Consider the following 23,438-nt stretch of genomic DNA (forward strand, 5'->3'; position numbering starts at 1 on the left):
ACACCAAAGGTAGTAAAATAAAATGATAATGAACTTAGGGAAGCGCGCCTTTGCTATCGTAGTAAGCGCCTCATTTTTAGGATTAGCAGCGTGTTCATCTGCACCAGAACAAGAAAATATCGAACGCGTACCAAACAAATCTGCGCAAGCGCTTTATGACGATGCTAAGCAAACTTTAGATTCAGGCCTTTACGCCAGAGCCATTGAACTTTTAAGTGCTATCAACTCTCGCTACCCATTTGGCCCTTATTCACGCCAAGTACAAATGGATTTAGTTTTTGCACACTATCAAACCGGCAATACCGAACAAGCCTTGGCAACCATTGACCGATTTATTCGCCTTAATCCTAATCACAAAAACCTCGATTATATGTATTACATGAGAGGCCTAGTAAATATTAAAGCTGATAAGAATGCATTCCAAGAATACTTTGGTGTTGACCGCGCTGACCGTGACGCCAGCCGCACCAGAGTTGCTTTTCAAGATTTATCAACGTTAGTGAAAAGTTATCCCTCTAGCCCCTATATTCCTGAAGCTAAAAAGCGTCTTGGTTGGCTATTAAATCGGATGGCACGTTATGAAATTAAAGTGGCTCAATATTACTTCGAACGTGAGGCATTTTTGGCTGCAGCGAACCGCGGTAAATATGTCTTAGAGCATTACTCACAGAGCAGTTATCTTAATGATGCGTTACTCATCATGGAGCAAAGCTATAAAAAGCTAGGCCTCAATGATTTAAGTGAAAACGCGAAGCAAACCCGTACTTTGAATAAGCGCTAAGCTCACACTCTCGATGTAAAAAAGCCGCGTTATATCGCGGCTTTTTTGTCAGTGATTGAACACAATTAAATAGCTTCTTCGTCTTCTTCACCCGTGCGAATACGCACTACACGCTCAACATCAGTGACAAATATCTTACCATCACCAATTTTGCCTGTTTGCGCAGTTTTTAATATGACGTCAATTGCTCTATCAACATCTTCATCTGCTAACACAATATCCAATTTAACTTTTGGCAAAAAATCAACCATATACTCAGCACCACGGTATAGCTCTGTATGACCTTTTTGTCGACCAAACCCCTTAACTTCACAGACGGTCATACCGGTAATACTGATATCAGAGAGTGCCTCTCTAACATCATCTAGCTTAAACGGTTTAATAATTGCTTCTATTTTCTTCATGATTCTTTAATTTTCCATTGGCAGTGTGTCGATTTTAGTCAATCCTAAAACTGTTAGCAAACAAAGTGATTGGATCTGAACAAAAAACAACGTCATAATGAATAAAACTAAAGTATGAAAATTTTTATCTCGTCTGGGGTGTGTAATGACAAGAACACGAGGCTTCACCTTACTTGAACTCATGATCGCGATTGCTATCGTAAGCATACTGGCAAGTATTGCGTTTTTTAACAACAGTAATCTCGCGCAAAGTAATAAAGCAGAAGCTTTTTTACTCGACTTAAAACGCACCCTCTCTTTTGCTCGGGCAAAAGCTACAACAAGTGATGAAATTGTCATAACATGCCCTGTTGACCCTGATGAACTCACAGCTCGGGGCACCATGTCATGCACAAGTAACTGGTCGAACAATAACATCATCGTTTTTGTAGACGTTGACAACAACGGGCAACATAACGATGGCGATACACTGGTAAGGGCAATGGACCTTGTATCAACAGGTGATACATTAACATTCAGCGGCACGGCAACCATTCGGTTTGATAGCAGCGGTAGGGTTACATCACAAACGGGTAACTTTTTATATTGCCCAGCAGGCTCAGAAGAAAATAATCAACAACTAACACTGGCATTATCAGGGAATGCGTTTTACTCAGGAGACAGCGACCAAAAGTGTTTATAATATATAAACTTTATACCGTAAGTTTGCTGATTTAATAAAATTACCTAAAATTATAAATACGCTCACCTTTGGGATCCATGGATGGAGACAAAAACAACAGTGTATCAGTATGGCTTTACACTATTCGAATTAATTATTTCAACTGCTATCGTTGGAATAATATCACTTCTTTCTTTAGCTAGTTACTCTGAGATCATGTCTAATCATGTGCCACTGCAGCACCTTCGCCTTGTAAAAAAATCGCTTAACTTGGCCAGAGGGCAAGCCGTATTACTCGGTAAAAATATTACTATATGCCCACTAGTCGATAATAAATGTAAGCATAACCAATGGCATAAACCACTTAGCATATTTATTGATAAAGGCGATTGGCGGGTATTGGAACCAAATGATGAAATAGTCTTTACCCTTGATGCAGTTCACACTACACATATGTTTACATATCCAAGAACTGCCATCACCTTTCAACCAGATGGCAGTATAAAAGGGTTTACTAATGGCACGTTCGTATACTGTACACATGCTTACAATAGTACACGTCAAGGCGCAGAGCTTACGGTAAGTTTAACGGGCCGCTCTAGGCTAAGGGCGACCGATAAATGTGAATTATAAAGTAATTATCGCTCCCAACATAAGTCAGCATCGCCACTGCCTGTATTACCTTTCAAGCCCAACTCATTTATGGTTAACGTACTACATTCTGTATCCCCCGCAACTGGGCCACTGTCAGCAGTCGCAGTCACCGTAAAACTGCTTGTGTCGGCCTCAACGCCTATCGTGAAATACCCATTTTCAGTTTCAGTCGGTACACCAAGGTCTGCAAGGTCACTGGTATATTGACGATTATCAACAAAGAACTGCTCTTGTCTATTTGCAGCATCTAATAAAATCACCATTGCATCAGCACGCGCAGCGCGGTTGACATAACTTGAATAATTTGGATACGCGATGGAGGCCAATATGCCAACAATTACAACCACTATCATCACTTCAATCAACGTAAATCCATTAACAGTGCTATTTCTCATCGTTCTCTTCCCTTTTGTAAATATAGAGCTGCTTTGTTTGTAATCCGAATTCGCCATCAACGAGATCAATTGACCCATCACCCATCCTTGGAACCGGGTCTGCGATCTCAACAGTATCGAAAATTCCATCCTCGCCTAAATCAAGGTCGGCATTAGGAGTCGATGTTAAAACAGGCCCAATCATCTTGATTTCGGTACTGCAAGAATTACTTTCATAAGTCCCAGAGGTGTTACTAGATACTTTACAAGTAAAATAAGGTTGTGGTGCTTCGGGTACTGCAGTCTGGGTCGCAAAGCTCAATTGATTATAAATTTTAGTCCCATAATGAAGGTGAAATGCGTAAAGCTTGCCAGAACCAGCTTCCACCTCACATTTATTTGAGGTGCCAGGAGGACTAAAAGATGTGTAATACGCAACACCACCAGCAACTGAGGCTTCTGATAATGATTTTTCGGACGCACTCAACTTGTATTTCCAACCTTGAAAGGAGCCTAGTTCAGCCTCTAAATCTGTAAACTTATCCAAATCGTTTAGCTGTTTAGAAAATGGATCTTGGGTCACATTAAATAAGTCACCAATTTTTATCGGCTGCGGAATGTCATCGTCTTCAAAAGACTTCGTTACTGAATTTTCATCTCGTATCATAAATAAATAGTCAATTGCGGCCGAAGATGCAGGCCTAGTTCTATTGCCAGAACCAAGTAAGATTGCTTCATACGGAGTGTCTTTTCTCGTCTTTATATTATTTGAGCTTGACTCAGTTATTGATACTTTACTGAAATAAGTACGAGCAACCATTGGGGCACTATAAAAACGTCTATCGCTTGATGCGTTATTACCTCCAAGTTGCGCTAGCTTAAAGTGCGTCCATGGCTCGCTACCGTTGCTTGGGTTAGGTCCCGGCATATCTATACGCCATACACCACCACCCGTATCAGCCATATATATCCTATCGTCATAACCATCATAATTAGAGTCAAGCGTAGTAGCGCTTCCCGCAATACTGTGCTTACCTGTAAAGCCATTTTTGCGTGTTAACGACCATACCAATTCACCAGTTAGCGCTTTGACAATATATACGCCTTGCCCGAGTGAATCATTGGTTTTTGACACATTGTCTTTATTGGTGTCATAACCTGCCGAAAAAATAACAACAGGGTCATCTCCCTCCATTTCAATGTGTGTTACTAACGGTTTTGCCCACGTTTGTCCTAACATTTCAAAGTCACCAGTGCCACCAGTTATTGGCCCTCCCCACATCAATTTAGGAGAGTCTGGATTGGTAATATCTAAAGCATAATACTGGTTTCCGCCACGGCGCAAACCAAAGAACAACCACACACTGTCACCAGAAGATACTAAGTTATCGCCATCTTTATCATCATGATAAAGTGTGGATGGCCCATCCACACCGTATAACTTCGTATCTGCTTTCTTATCTTTCTGACCTTTCAATACAGGGAGCAATCTTTCAGGAATAAACGCCCAGCTTTCCGTCATCGTATCGCCGTTATCTTTGAACATATGCATAAAGCCCGCATTGGTGCCCACTAACAACCTAATATTCGGGCTCTCTTCTGTCCCATAATTAATCGATACCACTTTAGAGTGCAGTGGATCGCCGAAAATAGTTTGCCTACGTTCATTACGATTGCTATCTCTGTCTTCATCATTAACGTCAATGCCTCTGGCCCATTGCATAATACTTGCAAGCTCACTAGCAGGAGCATTCATTTTGTCTGTAAACGTTTCTAAATTATTACCATATTGAGTGAACGCGGTTGAGTAGGTAAAGTTGTGTAGTGATGCAGTCCCAAAATCAGAGTATATATTTCGTGTTGTTTGGCGGCTTAGCTGATAATTCACACCACCTTTATCTACCGCATTGCCATCTTTTGAGCCTGGTTCAGACCAAAATGTCGTCGCATTTTTATCAATTTTTCCATCTTTATCTATGGCTGCTTTGCCACCCATATCAACTAAAGTAGTGTTATTTTTTACTTTTAATTTTTTTAGGTTACCTTTCCAAGTTGTATGAGTTTCAGGTAAAAACATGGTGTAGTATAAAGAGTCACTGCTTTTAGTTTGGTTGCCTGTATTAGCTGCTACCGGTAAGGCAAAGCTATCCGCTTCTTGGCGAATACTGTTTGTCACTGAATTTAAAGCGTCTGATAACTGTGATGACGTATTTGCTTGTAAATACTGCCCACCACCTAAATCGGCTGTTTTCTGCAAGATATTTTTACCTGAACTACTCATGCCATTACCAAAACCAATAGTGTAGACCCGCCCTGTATCTTCTTTTGTACTGGTAGTCGGATACAAATCAACTATTGTGTTACTGTCACCATAAATGGATTTAGCAAGCGCCGGCATATAGTTACCATTGTAAACGGGGGCACTACTACCAAAGCGGTTCTGGTGTAAACTTCTGATATTCCCATTTTGTTGACTATCGTTAGAGGGATCGCCATCTGTCATCAAAATGATATTAACCGCGTTATCACAACGCTCCGGCTCCCCTGCTACTTGCCTAAATGGCGAAAGGTATGAGTTGCCACTTTCTATACTGGTATCTCTGCCACGTACATTCCTTGAATAATACCGACTACCTCCCGTCAGATATAGATAAGCTTCCCATAGCGTTTCGCTCAACGGTGTCGCGCCATTAGCGACCAGGTTATTAATTTGTGATTTTACCGTTGACTGAGCCGCACCAATGCGTGCTAACACATAGCCACCACTACTGCCATTAAAACGCATTAAGCCAAAGTCTATATCTGGGTTTTTATTTACTAAATCAGTAATCGCATTTTTCGCAACGCCTAATCGGCTATCTGAGCAAAGTCTATAACGTCTTCGAGAATAATCATAACCACAGCTACGCCCAGTTCTGCTTGAAAATGCCATACTGCCTGAAGTATCAAAAATAAGCATCACTCTGGGCTTTTCGTCAATATCAATATTATGCTTAACATATAGCTCAATATCTTCTGCAAATGCTTTAACACTTATTAAGCAAACAAAAAGTAAAATAGCGTTTTTCATCTTATTTCCCCTTACTTTTGTCAATATACTGCTGCCCTACACCGACAACTACGGTGAGTCGATGACGTGTACGAGTTCCATATTCAACCGTGGTACTAATCTCTGTTAAATTACACATAACTCCCTTGGAATATTTAAAAGATCTTGGGCAATTCAGCTGCTTTGAACCACTATTCAAGGCGCGCATCTCATTGTCCGTATTATGTTCGCCTGAAAATGTCTTATTTTGTTCTATCTCTAACTGTTGCGGAGACATCAAGAAGTGGTTCGCGCTATCAGGTCTGTTATTTTCATTTTGTATGACTCTTTGCACCTCGCCAATTAACAAGTTTTCAGCTTGCTCTCTTTCTTGCGCCGCGTTGGTTATTTTTAGGTCAATACTGCTGCTACTCATAAGCGTTACTGCAACCGCAGTCACGGCTACAATCATGACCATTGCTGTTACAAGTACAATACCTTGTTGTTTCTTCACATACTCCATGACATTGCCCCGTTTAACCGTATTGTCGTCGTAAAAACCGTGCGCCGGAAGTTATCCGCAAAAGTATGAGTGCGTCTATCTGGGTCGACCCCCAACGTGTAAGTTTGACTATTTAGCTGTAAGCCAGGATCGGGTTCCAATGCCCTTACAAGTAAGTATATTTGTACTGTTAAAACGCCATCATCATTTTCCCAATCAGAAGTCGTCATATCCTGAGTACTACGGTAGGTATTCACACGGCCATCTGCGTCAGTATCTAAGCCAAAAACCAAGCGAAAATCTTCTATTCCCTCCATCACGGTTTCTACTTGCATGCCACTTGTACTCAATCTTAAACGTCTTAATATCGGTATATCTCGTGTCACATTATTAATTGTAAGCTCTTCGGTCGATATGAAGTATACATGGTGGCTGTATGGCCAAACTGTTGCGTTAACAGTAGGCAACGCAATCGTGCCAGCACCAGTTACGAACGAAGCCCTCTCTTGTTCAGCAATAAAATAATATCGATTTGAATCTGTCGCTGTAGACGCAACATCGATGGGGTTTCCTTCGAGTAGCTTTAATTGCAATACATCGGTGTCTTCAACACTATTCGAAACACACCCAAGTACATTAGAACCATCAGACACTTCCGCATAAATAGAGCGAAAATTAGAAGGCGTGGAGTCAGGAAAGCTGCCATTGTTAATACCACCAAAGCAGTCGCCACTTGGATTAGAAGGGCTCACGACGTTTGCAGCTGTAAACTCTTCGTCATAAAAAGTCCCCCAAAAACCCACTTGCTCTATATCTCGCTGTAAAATAGAGAGCGCCAGCCTGCCAGTTTCTTGCATTTCTCCAATTGCCATTGTATCTCTCGTGGTCACTTTCATACTGACATAAGTGGCTATCACCCCCCCTAAGATCAGAGCGCCAATAAACATCGAAATCATTAATTCAAGAATTGAAAAACCAGTGCGTTTCATTAAACACCTCTTGCAAAAATAAACGTAGTCAGCACAACCAAACGTCGCTTATCATCATTGGTACCACAGCTAATACCTTTAATAGCATCAGTTGCTTTAATTTCTTGTCGACCTCGCCAAGTCACAACCACCTGTACATCAATTCCTTTACCTTGCGCATCAGCATCTAAGTCTATACATACGGTTGTATCATCCAACGTTCCTGTATTTTCTCTAGCACGAATCGCGTTTTTCCACTGCTCTAAATCAAGCGCAGCAATTGCAGAACTTGTACAGTCATTGCTAAAACACCTAAGCTGGGGGATTAAGTCCGTATCACTCGAAAAAGTAAGATCATAATTGCTCACTATGTCTGCGGAGTCATTCACTCTGATCCTTTGTAAAATGTCGTTTGCCAGAGCAACTGCCGCGGCGCGCTGCATTGAATCAAAGCTAGCTTGTTTAGCTTTCGCTTGCAGTGCAACTGCACCCAATAAACCAAAGCTCAACACCATAAAGGCGATGAGTACTTCTAGCAAAGTGAAACCTGCTTGTCGCTTATAAAGTTTTGCCATTGCAAATTCTCGTGATAATCCCATACTCATTAAGAATAAAATATTCAAAAAAATAGCTCAATGCGTAATTCCTTGAACGGTCAAAAAGTCTGACAAACGGCTGTTTTTTGATTTAAATAGGGTGAAAAATTAGAAATGAGTGTGTGAAAAGGTGTAATGAAAACCGTGTGAAGTCCGAGCTAGATTAAAGCTTTTACCTCTTTGACAGCCCTTCGGCTAACGGGTAACTGTTCCGGAAACCCTTTAATCGTTACCATAGCCCCACCAGAGACTTGATGGGCAATCGAGTCAATGGCATCGCGTTTAACTAAAGTATGCCTGTGTATTTGAATAAAATCTTGTGGGTAATGTGCTAACAAGTACTTTAAGCTATGATCCACCATAGCTTCGCCTCCTTCAAACCAGATATGAGTATATTTATCATCTGCTTGCGCAACTAATACCTCTGAAATGTTTACTGAACGCGTCTCGCCCGCCAATTGGTATTGTAATTTTGGTGTATATAACCGAGACATCACTGCAGTTAGCTGCTCTAGTTGCACTGGTTTCACTAAGTAACCCGCAGCAAAAACATGAAACGCATCTAACGCGAATTCAGCATGTGCTGTCACAAACACAACTTTGACATCAGGATGTGAACCATTAAGCTGTTTCGCGACATCGATACCACTCATTCCTGGCATATCAATATCGAGCAGTAAAATCGTTGGCTTACACTTATCTACTAAATCTAAGACTTGTGTACCATGTTCAGCAGACCCCACAAACTCAAAGCCACCTAGCTTATCCATCAATCTACTAATTCTTTGGCGTGCAAGCGGCTCATCATCAGCTACTAAGTACTTCATCTTTTGGCCTCACAAGGCAATACCAAGGCAACTCGATACTGCTCATTCGTCTGTTGTACATCGAGCTTTGCACTATCACCATAAAGCAACGCTAATCGCTCTTTAATATTTCTCTGTGCAATCCCCTGACCTTTGTGTTTTGACACTCTCTCTCCAATTGAGTTAGTCACAACAATGGTTACTCGTTCAGTGGCAAACGTCACCTCAACGGTGATAATACCGCCAGCAATACTGCCTTCAATACCATAATTAACCGAGTTTTCAACCAGAGGCTGAATCGTTAACACCGGTACTTGAATATCCGGTAAGTTAGCTGGTAAAAACCAATCGACCTGCATCTTATTTGCGAATCGCCATGTCTCTAACTCAATGTACTTTTTTGATAACGCCAACTCCTCAGTCAAAGACACAAACTGATTTGGATGCAACGCACACCGAGACAAGTTTGCTAGCGTCAATACAGCCTGCTCAGCGGCATCTGAGTCTTGCTGGGTCAATTCAGCAATGGTATTTAAACTATTGTAAAGGAAGTGTGGTCGAATTCGTGCGTGTAATGCATCTAACTCTAATCGAGAAAGTGTCGCAATCGTCGTAACTTTGTCACGAAAGATAACCATGAAGTGTAAAAATAACAGCGTTACAAATAAACAAATCGCGTTATTTTTAGCGACAAATGACCAATCTAGAAGATGGCTGTTAGCAACTTCGAATAGTGTTACCCCCAAGCTCATTACGAAAGTAATAATTTGAAAGACACTAACAATAACAAGGTACTCGATTGTCCCTGTGTAGTTACTTATATATGGTCGTAACAGCGATAAAACAGTAAAACCAATTGCACTTACACAATGGACAAATAAACTAATGATCCCTAAACGAACCCAGATAGATTCATAGCTCATAGGAGAAAACGCAAGGAGTAATGCTAGGATTTGAGAGGCGACTAGCATCGCTAGCACGCCTCGCTCAGTGACTATCGCTGGGAGCAGTCCATTTGATAAATCAGGTGACTTATACATGGCTGCGTTCTTTGCTAACGTAGTTCGATAGGCACAGCAAAGACAACACTTTCTTCTTCGCCAGGGTTCTCAACCACAGTTTTACCACCCAGTTCTTTTAAACGTGTAATAACCTGTTGAACTAATACCTCAGGTGCTGACGCCCCCGCAGTAACACCTACGGTGCCAATTTTATTAAACCAACTTTCATTCATACTACTGGCATCATCAATAAGGTATGATGTGGTACCCATTTTGTCGGCAAGTTCACGTAATCGATTTGAGTTAGAGCTATTCTTTGCACCCACAACCAAAAGTACATCTACTTTATCTGCTAAGTCTCGCACTGCATCTTGTCGATTTTGTGTCGCATAGCAAATATCATCTTTACGCGGTCCATGTATCTGCGGGAACTTACTCCTGAGCGCATCGATCACATCAGCGGTATCGTCGACAGACAAAGTAGTTTGACTACAGTAAAATACATTACTCGGGTCTTTTATCTCTAGTTCGCTCACATCTTCTGGTGTCTCTACAAGATAAATACCACCGTCATCATTGGCATACTGCCCCATAGTCCCCTCAACTTCTGGGTGACCGTGGTGGCCTATCAAGATACATTCTGTGCCCTTACGACTCGCTCGTGTCACTTCCATATGAACTTTAGTTACTAATGGACACGTTGCATCAAACACTTTCAGCTCACGCCGTTTTGCTTCTTGACGTACTTGCTGAGAAACACCATGTGCACTAAAAATAACAATGCTATCATCAGGTACTTGGTGTAACTCTTCCACAAATACCGCACCACGTGCTTTTAAGCCATTTACAACATATTTATTGTGAACAACTTCATGGCGGACGTATATCGGGCTTTCAAAAATATCTAATGCGCGCTCCACGATACTTATGGCACGGTCTACGCCTGCACAAAAGCCCCTTGGGTTAGCTAACAAGATATCCATTAGTTACTCACCTCAAGAATATCCACTTCAAATGTTACTTTTTGGCCTGCCAGAGGGTGATTAAAATCAACCGTCACAGAGTCCCCTGCAACATCACGCACAAGACCAGGTAAATCAGTGCCATCAGGTTGTGTAAAGGCAATAATACTGCCTACTTCAGCAGGGGTATCAGCGCCAAACTTACTACGATCAACATAGTAGATATTATCAGGGTTAGGCTGACCAAAAGCATCTTCAGGTTCAAGTTCGAACGATTTACTGTCACCAACCACTAAGCCTAACAAACATTTTTCAAAGTTTTCAGTTAAGCTGCCATCGCCCATAAATAGCTTTGCCGGCTTGTTATGTACTTTAGTCGAGTCTGCTGCTGAGCCATCTTCAAGCTTTATTGAAAAATGAAAAAGCACCTCAGACTGAGAGCCTATAACTTGTTCACTCACGCTTTTTTCTCCTGAGAAGAATCACCCTTAAAGGCATCAAATAATAATAGACCCGCACCACCTACAATCGCCATATCCGCAACATTAAAAGCAGGATAATGCCAGTTTTGATAGTAAAAGTGCAAAAAGTCAATCACGTAACCATGCACTAATCTGTCGACTAAATTCCCAATCGCGCCAGCTAACACAAGCGAATATGCACCGCATAAAACCCAGTTGTTGGCTGGTAGCTTACGTAGCCAAAATAGCAATAGTGCACTGATTGCCACCGCAATACTGCTCAAAAACCAACGTTGCCAACCGCCCGCTTCACTTAAAAAGCTAAACGCAGCACCATAGTTATGCATATAGGTAAAGTTGAAAAAGGGTAGCAACTCGATTGATTCATAGAGCTTCATACTATCCATGACGGCTGCTTTGGTAACATAGTCTACTGCAAATAGCAGTAGACTTAGCCATAACCAAACTAAACCACTTTTTTGAGTTGAGTCGGTCACATTATACTCCTATGCAAACTGACGCTGTTCACCGTCACCTTCAACATTGGTAATACACCGACCACAAATGTCTGAGTGCGCTTCATTCGTACCAACATCATCACAGTAATGCCAACAACGTTCACATTTTTTAGCATCCGTTGCAGCAACACTAATAAACAACCCCTCAATTTCAGAGGCAATTGCATCATCAGGTTTATTCTCGACAGGTGCAACATCAACTTTTGACGTTAATAAAACAAAACGTAGTTCATCACCTAATTTATTCAACGCTTCAGCTAAATCGCCATGAGTGTAAAGCGTCACTTCTGCTTGTAGTGTTGCACCAATGACTTCTTCCTTACGCGCATTTTCTAGCACTCGGTTTACTTCATCACGAACAGCTAGCACACCCTGCCAATAATCGTTATCTAGCTTACCTTCACTGACGTCATTTAGGCCTTCATACCATACATCGGTAAATACAAATTCACTGCGTTCGCCAGGTAATGCTTGCCAAATTTCTTGTGCTGTAAAGCTCATGATAGGTGCCATCCAACGCGTCATTGCTTCTGCGATATGATAAAGCGCAGATTGACATGAACGACGTGCATGACTATCACTCTTTGCTGTGTACTGACGATCTTTAATCACATCTAGATAGAATGAACCAAGTTCACCGGTACAGAAGTTCATTAGCTTCTGAGTCACTACCAGCATTTGGTAGTTATCATACGCTTCTAAAATCTCTGTTTGCAGTTGTGCTGCACGAGAAACAATCCAACGATCCAACTCAACCATATCATCAACAGCAACTAAGTCTGTTGCTGGATTGAAGCCACTTAAATTAGACAGTAAATAACGACTGGTGTTACGGATACGACGGTAGCGATCAGCAGAACGTTTAAATATTTCATCTGATACCGTCATTTCCGCGGTGTAATCCGTTGATGCCACCCATAAGCGTAAAATATCTGCACCAAGTTTATTCATGATGTTCTGTGGTGAAATCACGTTGCCTAATGACTTTGACATTTTACGGCCATTTTCATCGACAGTGAAACCATGTGTCAGGACTTGCTTATATGGGGCATGACCATTGATCGCAACAGAAGTCATCATTGATGACATGAACCACCCTCTATGCTGATCTGAGCCTTCAAGATATAAATCAGCAGGGCCCGTCAGCTCTTCTCGTGCATCGACTACACACGCATGCGATACACCCGAGTCGAACCATACATCTAAAGTGTCTTGCACTTTCATGTATTGCTCAGCATCTTTACCTAAAAGGGTCGCCGGGTCTAAGTCATACCACGCTTGAATACCTTTGCCTTCAACCATGACCGCTACTTGCTCGATAAACGTTTCTGTATCTGGGTGTAATGCACCAGTATCTTTATCTACAAATAAAGCAATTGGCACACCCCAAGTACGCTGACGAGAAATACACCAGTCAGGACGCCCTTCGACCATATTTGCAATACGATTTTCACCCCATTCTGGCAACCACTGTGTCTTGGCGATTTCGTTTAAAGAGTCTTGGCGTAAATTAGCCTGATCCATGCTCACAAACCACTGCGGTGTTGCACGGAAAATAATTGGCGTTTTATGGCGCCAACAATGTGGGTAACTATGCTGCAATGCATGGTGGTGCATCAAAGCACCTTTTTCAGTCAGTACTTCAATTACACTCGCATTCGCTTTAAACACATGTTGACCGCCAAACAATGGCGTGTCTGGGAAGTAAACACCATTTGCACCAACAGGGTTTGCCACTTCTAACCCATATGCTAAACCTGCGCTGAAATCTTCTTGACCGTGGCCCGGGGCTGTATGTACAACACCAGTACCTGATTCTGTCGTCACATGCTCGGCTAAAATTACTGGCACATCAAAGTCATAAAATGGGTGCGCAACTCTCAGGTTCTCAATAGCTTGACCTTTCACATACCCCAGTACATGAAAATGGTTAAAACCAAAACGATCCATCGCATCTTTGACAAGCTCAGAACCTAAGATAAGGCGCTGTACTTTACCTTCATCTTCCACTTGAACAAGGGCATATTCCAATGCTTCATGTACAGCTACTGCACGGTTTGCAGGCAATGTCCAAGGCGTTGTCGTCCATATCACGGTACCGACACTGCCTTCACCTTGATGCCCTTCAGCCAAATCAAATGCAGCTACTACAGCCGCTTGATCTACAAAATCAAACTTTACATCAATCGCTGGAGACTGTTTATCTTGATACTCAACTTCTGCTTCCGCTAATGCTGAGCCACAGTCAGTACACCAATGCACTGGCTTTGCACCTTTATGTAAATGACCACTTTTGATGATACGACCTAACACACGAATTGCATTCGCTTCGAAGTCAAAGTTCATCGTCAAGTAAGGTTTGTCCCAGTCACCAAACACACCTAGGCGTTTAAAGTCAGCTTTTTGGCCTTCAACTTGCTTTTGCGCATAAGCACGGCATTTCTCTCGAAACTCAGCCGCGGTAACTTTCTTACCAGGCTTACCCACTTTTTTCTCTACCTGTAGCTCGATTGGTAGACCATGGCAGTCCCAACCAGGTACATACGGCGCATCAAAATCAGATAATGTTTTCGACTTAATAATAATATCTTTCAGAATCTTATTTACCGAGTGACCTAAGTGAATATCACCATTCGCGTACGGAGGGCCATCATGTAAAATAAATGGCTTCTTACCTTTTTTCGCGCTACGGATCTGACCATATAAGTCTTGTTCGTACCAAGTTTTCAACATTTTTGGTTCGCGTTGCGCTAAGTTACCACGCATTGGAAACTCAGTTTCCGGTAAATTCAGAGTGTGTTTGTAGTCGCTCATTTATCCTAGTTTCCGTATCGGCTACTTAAAATTAAAACATTGCTTAGCGTCAGCAACATCTGTTGCTATTTGCGCTGTTAACTGCGGCAATGTATCGAATTTTTGTTCATTACGAAGCTTTTTAACCAGCTCCACTTGCATAAAATGTCCGTAAACATCTTGATTAAAATCAAAAAGGTGCACTTCTAATAAGGCCTTTGTACCATTTAGCGTTGGCTTAGTACCAACGTTAGCAACACCTTTGTACTGCTTGCCATTTAAATTGACCCGAACAGCAAAAACCCCTTGAACAGGGATCACTTGGCGCTTTAACGCAATATTCGCAGTGCGAAAACCAAGCTCTCTGCCTTTTTTCCAACCATGAATAACACGGCCTGCTATGGCATATGTGTGACCTAGCATTTGATGTGCGGTATCTAAATCACCTTTGGCTAACGCCGCTCTTATCAAAGTACTACTTACCCGACAGTCATCGCGGCGCAAACTCGCTGTGCTTTTCACATGCATAGAGACGGACTCGCCAATCTCTTTAAGCATATTAAAGTCACCTCGACGTGCATGACCAAATTTAAAATCATCACCAACTGTTAAAGCTTTCACCCCAAGCTTTTCAGCTAATATGTGCTGAACAAAATATTCGGCGCTTTGTTGAGCAAACTGTTGCGTAAAACTCACACAAATCACACGGTCAATATTAAGTTTTGCTAATAAAGCTAACTTGTCTCTTAACCGAGTTAGCCTGGCTGGTGCTTTATCTTTGGCAAAAAACTCTTGAGGCTGACGTTCAAATAACATGACTGTGCTAGGCAAGTTGTAGCGCTTAGAATCTTGCACTAGGCCCTTTAAAACCTCAACATGCCCTAAGTGCACACCGTCAAAGTTACCTATCGTTAACACGCAACCGAAATGATGGGGTCGAATGTTATGGATGCCTCTGATCAGCTGCATTACGTCATAGCCTTAATTACGTTAATCTTCAAAGTGCCCGATTATACCCAAGTTGCTTAAAAATGCGAACACCTGCATGTCACACTCGAACATCTTTAATCGTCTTAACTCTCACACCCATCAAAAACAGGGTGAAAAAATAGAGTGTCATTGCTAATGCTAATAAAATGCAAAGCAACCCAACTTGATCAATGAAGGCCCAAGAACGCCACGCGAATTGCGCACTGAAGTACCATATGCTTAAGCCCATAATAATTGAAGAAACAAGGCACTTGAGAGCAAACCACCCTGTAAATGATGACACGATAAAGACACCTTGCTTAGCTAGCTTATTGTATAGTAAATATGCATTACAGCTTGCTGATAATGATGTTGCCAATGCTAAACCTAAATAACCAATAAAAGGGGCCAATGCAATGTTAAAAAGCATATTTAACACGAGTGTAATAATACCAATTTTAACTGGCGTCTTGGTATCTTGACGCGCATAAAACCCGGGGGCCAGTACTTTAATCAACATAAAGCTAACAAGGCCAACAGAGTATGCAGAAACACCCAAACTAACCGCTTTAACATGATCAACCTCTCCCTCTGAGAATGCGCCATGATCAAATAAAACAGTAATGATTAATGGACTGATCACTATCAGTCCTGCCATCGCAGGGAAACCTAAAAAGAGAACAAAGCGTACCCCCCAGTCTAATGTCACTTGGAAGTCATCAGCCGCATTATTGGCATGTAATTTAGATAACGCGGGTAAAATAACCGTCGCAATCCCAATGCCAAATAACCCTAATGGGAATTCAATTAAGCGATCTGAATAATAAAGCCATGCTATCGACCCTGTCACCAAAAGCGATGCTATCACAGTATCTAACAGCAAATTGATTTGGCTAATAGACACACCAAACATAGCAGGAAGCATTAGTTTTCGTACTTTAGTTACTTCTGGCGAGTGCCATGCGAAGGTGGGCTTTTGCAACATACCAATGCGTAACAAAAACGGTAATTGGAACACAAGCTGTGCGGCGCCCCCAACAAACACACCAATTGCTAATGCATATGCGCCATTATCAAAATTATCATGCAATAAGATAGCACAGCTAATAATTGCAATATTGAGAAGCACTGGCGTAAACGCCGCGGCAGCAAATTTATTGTATACATTAAGTATCGCACCACTTAATGCGACTAAGCTGACAAAAAATAAGTAGGGGAAAGTGAATTTCAATAATGTGCTGGCAAGCTCGAATTTCGCCGCTTCCTCTCCTCCTTGCCACCAATCAATAAACCAGCCAGTACCAAACAATGCGGCAATAACAGGTGAGCCAACGACCCCAAGTAATGTCACACACAACAAAATAGTGCCCAGTGTACCAGCAGCTTGACCCACAAAAACTCTCACTTTATCGTCACCATGCTGTTCTTTAATCTCAGACAGTACGGGGACAAATGCTTGCGCAAATGCACCTTCAGCAAATAATCGACGCAGAAAATTTGGGATCCGATTAGCGAATAAAAATACATCAGCGGCTAAGCCAGCCCCTAATAAGTTGGCAACCACGGCATCCCTAATCAATCCCATAACCCTTGAAATCATCGTCATGGCGCTCACTATCATGCCTGATTTAAATAACCCCTTTGCCACTGTATGCTCCAAAAATAAAAAACGCGTAAATTATGCCATAGTCTCTTGCCTATGTTGACATTATCAGTGTGAGCTTTGGCTGAATTAGAAAAATATCTATATCTAACACTAGGTGTAGTAATTAAGATTTGATACAATAAGGGCATTAATCACTGGATGCGAGAAACTCACACCGTATTTTTGTGGTTCATGTACCTGTTAAAACTGATCGCCAAACGCATTAAGCCAAGGTTTTCGTCACCACAGGTTACAATTACGAAGAGACAAAGGTCGTGGTAGTCAATATATGTTGACTTTTGCCAATAAAACAGGCATATTCCTCGGCCTTTAAATTAAGCTTATTTTAAGATTGTTAGGAGCAAACCTTGGCTAACATCAAGTCTGCAAAAAAACGCGCTATCACTAGCGAAAAACGTCGTCAACACAACGCAAGCCGTCGTTCAATGATGCGTACTTACTTCAAAAAAGTACTAGTTGCTATTGAAGCTGGTAACAAAGAAGCTGCAACTGAAGCTTTCGCTGCCGCTACACCAATCCTAGACCGTTACGCAGCTAAAGGTCTAATTCACAAAAATAAAGCAGCTCGTCATAAGAGCCGCTTAAATGCTAAAATCAAAGCTCTATAATTTTTGATTTTAATGTGAATTAAAAAAACCGACTTTCGTCGGTTTTTTTGTCTCTAATATTTAGGTTAATTCCAATTCTGGATAGAACTTCTTTAACATTGCCGCAATTTTCTTTGGTGAAAATGGCTTAACTACAAACCCTTTAGCCCCCCGCTCTATCGCATCTTTAACATTATCTACTGTTGAATGTGCTGAAACCATCACGACATTGATATCAGCGTTGATTTGATTAAGCTGCGCAATTATCTCTTTACCATCTCCATCTGGTAACTCTATATCTAAAAATACAATATCAAAATGCTGTTCTTCACACGCTTTAATACATTGGGTTGCTGTTGAAGCTTCCCTTACATGATCAATCCCCAAGTGCATGAGTGTTTGGTGCAAAAAGCTGCGAACAGTTCCTACATCATCGACGATTAAAATTGAGATTTGCTGTTCCATTATCCTTTCCCGTAGGCTGCCAAACTAAAATAAGCTATTATAAACATAATAGATCTATTATAGAGTCCTGCAACCAAAAGGCCATACACAGGAATGTCAAAGCAAGCAAAAAAACAATCATTACTTGGGCAAGCACAAGGTAAACGCCCTAATCGCCGTCCATCTCAAAAAAAAGCAAGTCCGACCGCTAATAAACCGGCCGCAGATAGCACTGCTATCATCGAAGAAAAAAGCAGTAGTAAAGTCAAATGGCTAATAATGGCAGCGCTGATACTGTTAATTATATTGTTCCCAAAACCTAAGTTACTTACCTATGAAAAGCTTGGCCTTGTAGCACAAAGTATCTATTGGCCAGGGCTTCCAGGCGTGGACCCAATTCTACTTGACTCAACCCTTTACCCACAGCCTGCATTAGATAGAAATACATTATACCTGTGTGCTGACAGAGCAAACCCAAAAACCTGTCATAAATATCAAATCATCGAGCAGAAAGGGGTTTTCTCAGCAATTTATAAATACATTTTGGATTAAAAAAACTAATCTGAAATATGTAAAAATACTCGTTTGATACTCGGTTAAAGGATCACCATAATGGCGCTCCTTTAAACAACCATGGAAAACCAAACAGACCATGCCTTACGAGTTCGACTGGCTCTTAAATACCGTATTGTTAATACTTGGCTTTGGTGCCTTTTTTATCAATCACTTAACTCTCTTACGCGTTGCCGCAGTGGCAGCATGCAGCCTTTTGTTTCTTTCGTTTAGTCTGGACTTGGTGAATACCAGTGTGGTTTCTAATTTAAGCCTAATATTAATTAATACATTTTATCTATTTAAAGTGTACACATTTGGACAATTAAATCTAAGTCAGTAGTCAAGCCAATTGAACTACGCTAAAATCATAGCCATATACAGCAGTTAAGAGGTTTCGTATGGCTATGACTGATGAAGAACTATTTTTAGCATCTATGGGTGATGTAGTTCCTTTAGCAAAAAGCAGCCAAGCTGAACTCACTCAAATAAAAATAGAACCCACCATCGCTCAGCTAGAAAAGCGCAAAGCTGCCGAGCAAGCGTTATCTCTCGATGTAAACTTCCTCTCAACAGAGTACGTTGATTTACTCAACCCGCACGATATTCTTGCTTTCAAAAAACCGGGCGTTCAAGAAGGCGTTTACAAAAAGCTTAGATTAGGGAAATACCAAATTGATGCGACAATCGACCTACACGGTCGGCGCTTCCATAACGCTCGAACTGCGTTATTTGAATTCATTGTCGATTGTCATAAAGATAATATCCGAGCGCTATTACTGCGCCATGGAATTGGTTTGCACAGCAAACCTGTACCTGCCATATTAAAAAGCTATATAAATAAGTGGCTGCAAGAGATCCCCGAAGTATTATGTTTTCACTCTGCGCTACGCTGCGACGGCGGCAACGGCTCAACTTACGTTTTGCTAAAGAAAAACGACGAGCAAAAAACACAAACAAAAGAAATTTATGCTAAACGTTAACGGGATCTCAGTTAACGTTTTTCCATAAAAGGCATTACGTTGCTTGAGTGAACATAGCAGAAACACCTAAAAGCACGACCGATAACACGACCAATGATAATTTAGCTCCGCTCTGTTTACTTTTCATCGTTAACGCCTTCTTATTATTATAATTATTTATCTACCAACAGTACTGAATGTAATCAAATGTCTCAATATGTTTTTTTATACAGTATTGTACTGTAAGAAGTACCCTTTAATACCCAGCACTTCTATCAATGATATTTTGTAATGGTCGTTGTTCATTACTTGCATTGATGTTAATCGTGATCTGCTCACATACGGATGTTAAGTCTGTAATAGCAGCACAATGTGGTGTCATTGTGATCAATGGATGGTGCCAGAAAGGATGCTCTGAGGGCAATGGCTCTTCACTAAATACGTCTAGCGTAGCACCTGCCAATTTATTATTATCCAATGCCCAAATTAGATCTTCATCTATCAAGTGTTGGCCACGAGCCACATTAATTAACACACAATGTGCCGGTACTTGTTCAAATAAAGTCCGATTTAATATTCCAGAAGTCTGCACAGTTAAAGGAAGCAAACACACGATATAATCTAAACTCTCTAGAAACTGATTAAATGCAGCTTCCCCGTGATAACTTGTTACCCCTTCTATACTTTTTTTAGTTCTTGACCAACCACTTACGATAAAGCCATTATTAAGGAACCTTTTTGCAGCAGCTTGCCCTAACTCACCTAAGCCTAAAATCCCAACATGGTTATAAGGCTTAACACGCCTTGGTTTCCATTCACATAAATGTTGCTTCAAATTATATTCTCGCAACCGAAGTTTATGGGCTAACGCATGGGTCAAGACATATTCTGCCATATCATCCGCCAGGCCTGTATCAACAATGCGAGTTACAACTACATGTGGTAGGAGGTGATCCAACTCAATACCATCAACGCCAGCCCCATATGACTGCACAACTTTCAAATTAGGTAATTGTGCCCATAGGGCTTGTGGCGCATTCCACGCAATCACAAATTCAATCTCAGATAAATTCGTACAATGTGGCCACTCAGAAATCATAACCTCTGGTAAGGATAAACGAAGTTTGTGCATTAATTTCGTATTATCACGTCCAGTAACACATATTAAAACTGACATTTATTTTTCTCTGCACTCTAAGAGGAAGCGCTATGTTAACCTTATCATTACTACTTTCATAGTAATGGCAATATGACCGTTGTCATATAAATGCCAGAACCTTGCAACAAGCTTGTCACAAGATATTTTTACTCTGTGGTTACTGCATACATTAACAGAGTCAATCATGATCAGTGTCGATAAAGTCATAGAAGCAAACTTACCACAACTAGAAAACTCCCCTAAAGTAAAAGGCTTAGTAAAAAAAGGGTTAGGGTATTTACTCCATGAACAAGAGTTTATTGCGTTTGCTGATACCTATCCTCACTTACAAGGAATAGAGTTTGTTGAGCAAGTACTTGATGAGTTAGATTTCGATGCACGCTTTAAGCCAAAACAAGTTGAACATATACCCAGTGAAGGCAGTATCGTTATTGTAGCGAATCACCCGATAGGCTCCTTAGATGCATTGGCTCTTATTCGCGTTATAGCCAAAGTAAGACCCGATCTAAAAGTCGTGGCAAATAGAATGTTAATGTCAGTAACCCCTATGCACTCTTTGTTATTACCGGTTGATAACCTGTCAGGGACCAGCCGTCGAAAAGAACTGGCAAACATTCAGCTGCATTTAAAACAAGAAGGTGCATTGCTGATTTTCCCTGCAGGTGAGGTGTCACGATTAAGTGCCACCGGGATCAAAGACTGTAAGTGGAACTCTGGATTTTTACGTATCGCAAAAAAAGCAAACTGCCCAATTTTACCAATTTTCATCAAGGCCAAAAACAGCCCTTTGTTTTACGGGACATCAATGATTTACAAGCCTTTGGCCAGCTTACTTTTAGTTAAAGAGATGTTTAAACAGCGCCAAAAATCATTAGAATTTGAAATTGGTGCGAGTATTCCGCCTGAGTCGTATTTAATTGACAATATCAAAGATAAAGAAATTGTTAGCCTAATTCGTAAACAGTTATACCGTTTAAGCAGTAAAAAATCGCTACCATTAAAAACACAAAGCCCAATAGCTGTACCAGAGTGTAAAAAAGAACTCAAAAAAGCGATTAAAGAATGCGAGTTGCTGGGCCAAACCCAAGATGGTATGCAAATTTATTTATATAATTACCAAGGCAGTTCGGTTATTTTTCGAGAGCTCGGTCGCCTACGAGAAATCGCATTTCGTGCGGTTGGCGAGGGCAGTGGCAAAAGGCGTGATATTGACCGCTACGACATGCATTATCAACATCTCGTGCTTTGGGATACAGAACAATTAGAGCTTGTTGGTGCATACCGCCTTGCCAGTGCAAAACATGTCATTGAAGAACATGGTCAGCAAGGACTATATACCGATAGCTTGTTCAGCTATAGCGAACAGATGCAACCCTACTTTGAGCGAGGCCTTGAATTGGGCAGAAGCTTTGTTCAACCTAAGTACTGGGGCAGAAAAAGCCTCGATTATTTATGGTATGGCATTGGTGCATTCGTCAAGCGTTACCCTGAGCATCGCTACCTCTTCGGCGCAGTTAGTTTATCAAACTCACTTCCTGATGAAGCAAAAGCTATGCTGGTTTATCACTATCAGCACTACTTTGCTCGACTTGATAACCATGCACAGCCTAACAACGAATATAAGTTAACCAATGCACAGCTAACCCATTACAAAAGCCTATTTCATGGCGAAGATATAAAAGAAGACTTTGCGGAGCTTAAACATATTCTGGCGAATATGGGTGCGCAAGTCCCCACGCTATTCAAGCAATATACGGAGATATGTGACTACGAGGGTGCCAATTTTCTCAGCTTTAGTATTGATCCCGATTTTAATAACTGTATTGACGGCTTAGTCTTAGTGGATCTGGAAAAGCTGAAGCCACAAAAGGCAAAACGTTATTTGGGTGAATAGCCAAGCGTTTATCCTGATGCAATGTAATAACGCCATGCGATAAATCTAAATTGACTTGGCGTTTTATATTCTATACCTCTATTGAGCTGTGAAGCATCTGGTTACACTTATAATCGAACACAATGAGAAAATAATTCGATTTGCTCGGTCTGTTTGTATTAAGCTGCCCCGAATTAATAAAAAGTGTACCGTTATGCTTAAATACATCATACAAATCGGCCTCGTGCTTTTCACCGTGACGGCTATCTCTGCATACCAAGAACTCGGCATGCTTGCAGACAATGGCAAACAAGACACGCCTTACTTCTCTCTTGCACAGCTAGATAACCCAGCACATCGCGTAGATCTCTCTTCTTTAAAAGGTCAGCAAACGGTTATCTATTTTTTTGCTCCTTGGTGCAGCATCTGTAAATACAGCATGCCAAACTTAGATAAGTTACATAAAGAAGGTGACCTTAATGCCATCGCCATTGCCTTAGACTACGCTAATGAACAAAGCGTACGCCAGTTCTCGCAAAGCTTAGAGTTATCAATGCCTGTTTTACTCGGAAACCATAGCACAGCAAAAAACTTTAAAATCAAAGCCTACCCTACCTATTACGTGATTGATGAAAACCTGAAGATAGTTGAACGCTCTGTTGGTTACTCAAGTGAACTTGGTATAAAAATTCGACTGTAAGAAACTGTAGCCCAAGG

General features: G+C 41.2%; 25 protein-coding genes. 9 read left to right on the forward strand and 16 right to left on the reverse strand.

Going from position 1 to position 23,438, the window contains the following annotated elements:
- Nucleotides 1–22: 22 nt before the first annotated feature.
- On the forward strand, nt 23–781 hold the full coding sequence (locus PCIT_RS06045) for an outer membrane protein assembly factor BamD (protein WP_010362262.1): 759 nt from the start codon (nt 23–25) through the stop codon (nt 779–781).
- Nucleotides 782–846: 65 nt separating this feature from the next.
- Here PCIT_RS06045 and glnB read toward each other — a convergent pair whose 3' ends face one another.
- Nucleotides 847–1,185, reverse strand: coding sequence for a nitrogen regulatory protein P-II (gene glnB, locus PCIT_RS06050; RefSeq protein WP_010362263.1), 339 nt, complete (start codon nt 1,183–1,185; stop codon nt 847–849).
- Between the two features lie 145 nt (nt 1,186–1,330).
- On the opposite strand from glnB, the gene PCIT_RS06055 reads away from it, so the two are divergent.
- Nucleotides 1,331–1,867 (forward strand): GspH/FimT family pseudopilin, encoded by a 537-nt coding sequence (locus PCIT_RS06055; protein ID WP_010362264.1) that lies wholly within the window; start codon nt 1,331–1,333, stop codon nt 1,865–1,867.
- Nucleotides 1,868–1,948: 81 nt separating this feature from the next.
- Nucleotides 1,949–2,479 carry a GspH/FimT family pseudopilin gene (locus PCIT_RS06060; RefSeq protein WP_010362265.1) on the forward strand — a complete coding sequence of 177 codons (531 nt, stop codon included), beginning with the start codon at nt 1,949–1,951 and terminating at the stop codon, nt 2,477–2,479.
- Between the two features lie 5 nt (nt 2,480–2,484).
- On the opposite strand, the gene PCIT_RS06065 is transcribed toward PCIT_RS06060, so the two are convergent.
- The 13 genes from PCIT_RS06065 to murJ all read right to left on the reverse strand — a co-directional run bounded on the left by PCIT_RS06065 (nt 2,485) and on the right by murJ (nt 17,126).
- Nucleotides 2,485–2,895 carry a type IV pilin protein gene (locus PCIT_RS06065; RefSeq protein ID WP_010362266.1) on the reverse strand — a complete coding sequence of 137 codons (411 nt, stop codon included), beginning with the start codon at nt 2,893–2,895 and terminating at the stop codon, nt 2,485–2,487.
- Nucleotides 2,885–5,944 carry a pilus assembly protein gene (locus tag PCIT_RS06070; protein WP_010362267.1) on the reverse strand — a complete coding sequence of 1,020 codons (3,060 nt, stop codon included), beginning with the start codon at nt 5,942–5,944 and terminating at the stop codon, nt 2,885–2,887. The genes PCIT_RS06065 and PCIT_RS06070 overlap by 11 nt, the downstream gene beginning before the upstream one ends.
- Before the next feature lies 1 nt (nt 5,945).
- On the reverse strand, nt 5,946–6,425 hold the full coding sequence (locus PCIT_RS06075; RefSeq protein WP_010362268.1) for a pilus assembly PilX family protein: 480 nt from the start codon (nt 6,423–6,425) through the stop codon (nt 5,946–5,948).
- Nucleotides 6,413–7,393 (reverse strand): PilW family protein, encoded by a 981-nt coding sequence (locus tag PCIT_RS06080; protein WP_010362269.1) that lies wholly within the window; start codon nt 7,391–7,393, stop codon nt 6,413–6,415. Before PCIT_RS06080 ends, PCIT_RS06075 begins: the two co-directional genes overlap by 13 nt.
- On the reverse strand, nt 7,393–7,947 hold the full coding sequence (pilV, locus tag PCIT_RS06085; RefSeq protein ID WP_040698420.1) for a type IV pilus modification protein PilV: 555 nt from the start codon (nt 7,945–7,947) through the stop codon (nt 7,393–7,395). Before pilV ends, PCIT_RS06080 begins: the two co-directional genes overlap by 1 nt.
- Nucleotides 7,948–8,126: 179 nt before the next feature.
- Nucleotides 8,127–8,795, reverse strand: a complete 669-nt coding sequence (locus PCIT_RS06090) for a LytR/AlgR family response regulator transcription factor (protein ID WP_010362271.1) — start codon at nt 8,793–8,795, stop codon at nt 8,127–8,129.
- Nucleotides 8,792–9,814 (reverse strand): sensor histidine kinase, encoded by a 1,023-nt coding sequence (locus tag PCIT_RS06095; protein ID WP_010362272.1) that lies wholly within the window; start codon nt 9,812–9,814, stop codon nt 8,792–8,794. Before PCIT_RS06095 ends, PCIT_RS06090 begins: the two co-directional genes overlap by 4 nt.
- A gap of 14 nt (nt 9,815–9,828) precedes the next feature.
- The gene (ispH, locus tag PCIT_RS06100) at nt 9,829–10,758 is read right to left on the reverse strand and encodes a 4-hydroxy-3-methylbut-2-enyl diphosphate reductase (RefSeq protein ID WP_010362273.1); all 930 of its coding nucleotides are present in this window, start codon (nt 10,756–10,758) and stop codon (nt 9,829–9,831) included.
- Nucleotides 10,758–11,198, reverse strand: coding sequence for an FKBP-type peptidyl-prolyl cis-trans isomerase (gene fkpB / locus PCIT_RS06105; protein WP_010362274.1), 441 nt, complete (start codon nt 11,196–11,198; stop codon nt 10,758–10,760). The genes ispH and fkpB overlap by 1 nt, the downstream gene beginning before the upstream one ends.
- The gene (gene lspA / locus PCIT_RS06110) at nt 11,195–11,695 is read right to left on the reverse strand and encodes a signal peptidase II (RefSeq protein WP_010362275.1); all 501 of its coding nucleotides are present in this window, start codon (nt 11,693–11,695) and stop codon (nt 11,195–11,197) included. Before lspA ends, fkpB begins: the two co-directional genes overlap by 4 nt.
- Nucleotides 11,696–11,704: 9 nt before the next feature.
- The gene (ileS, locus tag PCIT_RS06115) at nt 11,705–14,530 is read right to left on the reverse strand and encodes an isoleucine--tRNA ligase (RefSeq protein WP_010362276.1); all 2,826 of its coding nucleotides are present in this window, start codon (nt 14,528–14,530) and stop codon (nt 11,705–11,707) included.
- Between the two features lie 21 nt (nt 14,531–14,551).
- Nucleotides 14,552–15,478: a bifunctional riboflavin kinase/FAD synthetase gene (gene ribF, locus PCIT_RS23005; protein WP_010362277.1), complete on the reverse strand. Its 927-nt coding sequence runs from the start codon at nt 15,476–15,478 to the stop codon at nt 14,552–14,554.
- A gap of 79 nt (nt 15,479–15,557) precedes the next feature.
- Nucleotides 15,558–17,126 (reverse strand): murein biosynthesis integral membrane protein MurJ, encoded by a 1,569-nt coding sequence (gene murJ, locus PCIT_RS06120; RefSeq protein ID WP_010362278.1) that lies wholly within the window; start codon nt 17,124–17,126, stop codon nt 15,558–15,560.
- Nucleotides 17,127–17,491: 365 nt separating this feature from the next.
- Here murJ and rpsT point away from each other — a divergent pair, with 365 nt between their 5' ends.
- Nucleotides 17,492–17,752: a 30S ribosomal protein S20 gene (rpsT, locus tag PCIT_RS06125; protein ID WP_010362279.1), complete on the forward strand. Its 261-nt coding sequence runs from the start codon at nt 17,492–17,494 to the stop codon at nt 17,750–17,752.
- 60 nt (nt 17,753–17,812) lie between these two features.
- On the opposite strand, the gene PCIT_RS06130 is transcribed toward rpsT, so the two are convergent.
- On the reverse strand, nt 17,813–18,196 hold the full coding sequence (locus PCIT_RS06130; protein WP_010362280.1) for a response regulator: 384 nt from the start codon (nt 18,194–18,196) through the stop codon (nt 17,813–17,815).
- 93 nt (nt 18,197–18,289) lie between these two features.
- Here PCIT_RS06130 and PCIT_RS06135 point away from each other — a divergent pair, with 93 nt between their 5' ends.
- The 3 genes from PCIT_RS06135 to smrA all read left to right on the forward strand — a co-directional run bounded on the left by PCIT_RS06135 (nt 18,290) and on the right by smrA (nt 19,710).
- Nucleotides 18,290–18,727 (forward strand): hypothetical protein, encoded by a 438-nt coding sequence (locus PCIT_RS06135; protein ID WP_010362281.1) that lies wholly within the window; start codon nt 18,290–18,292, stop codon nt 18,725–18,727.
- A gap of 100 nt (nt 18,728–18,827) precedes the next feature.
- On the forward strand, nt 18,828–19,070 hold the full coding sequence (locus PCIT_RS23080; RefSeq protein ID WP_010362282.1) for a hypothetical protein: 243 nt from the start codon (nt 18,828–18,830) through the stop codon (nt 19,068–19,070).
- A 58-nt stretch (nt 19,071–19,128) separates the two neighbouring features.
- A complete protein-coding gene (gene smrA, locus PCIT_RS06140; RefSeq protein WP_010362283.1) occupies nt 19,129–19,710 on the forward strand; it encodes a DNA endonuclease SmrA in 582 nt (193 codons plus the stop codon).
- 235 nt (nt 19,711–19,945) lie between these two features.
- Here smrA and PCIT_RS06145 read toward each other — a convergent pair whose 3' ends face one another.
- Complete coding sequence (locus PCIT_RS06145) at nt 19,946–20,866, reverse strand: 2-hydroxyacid dehydrogenase (protein WP_010362284.1); 921 nt, start codon at nt 20,864–20,866, stop codon at nt 19,946–19,948.
- Nucleotides 20,867–21,032: 166 nt separating this feature from the next.
- Here PCIT_RS06145 and olsF point away from each other — a divergent pair, with 166 nt between their 5' ends.
- A complete protein-coding gene (gene olsF / locus PCIT_RS06150; protein WP_040698389.1) occupies nt 21,033–22,742 on the forward strand; it encodes a bifunctional ornithine lipid synthase OlsF in 1,710 nt (569 codons plus the stop codon).
- 193 nt (nt 22,743–22,935) lie between these two features.
- Entirely contained in the window at nt 22,936–23,421 is a 486-nt protein-coding gene (locus PCIT_RS06155) for a TlpA family protein disulfide reductase (protein WP_010362286.1), read from the forward strand.
- The last annotated feature ends 17 nt before the right edge of the window (nt 23,422–23,438 follow it).

Source organism: Pseudoalteromonas citrea (assembly GCF_000238375.3).
GTDB lineage: Bacteria > Pseudomonadota > Gammaproteobacteria > Enterobacterales > Alteromonadaceae > Pseudoalteromonas > Pseudoalteromonas citrea.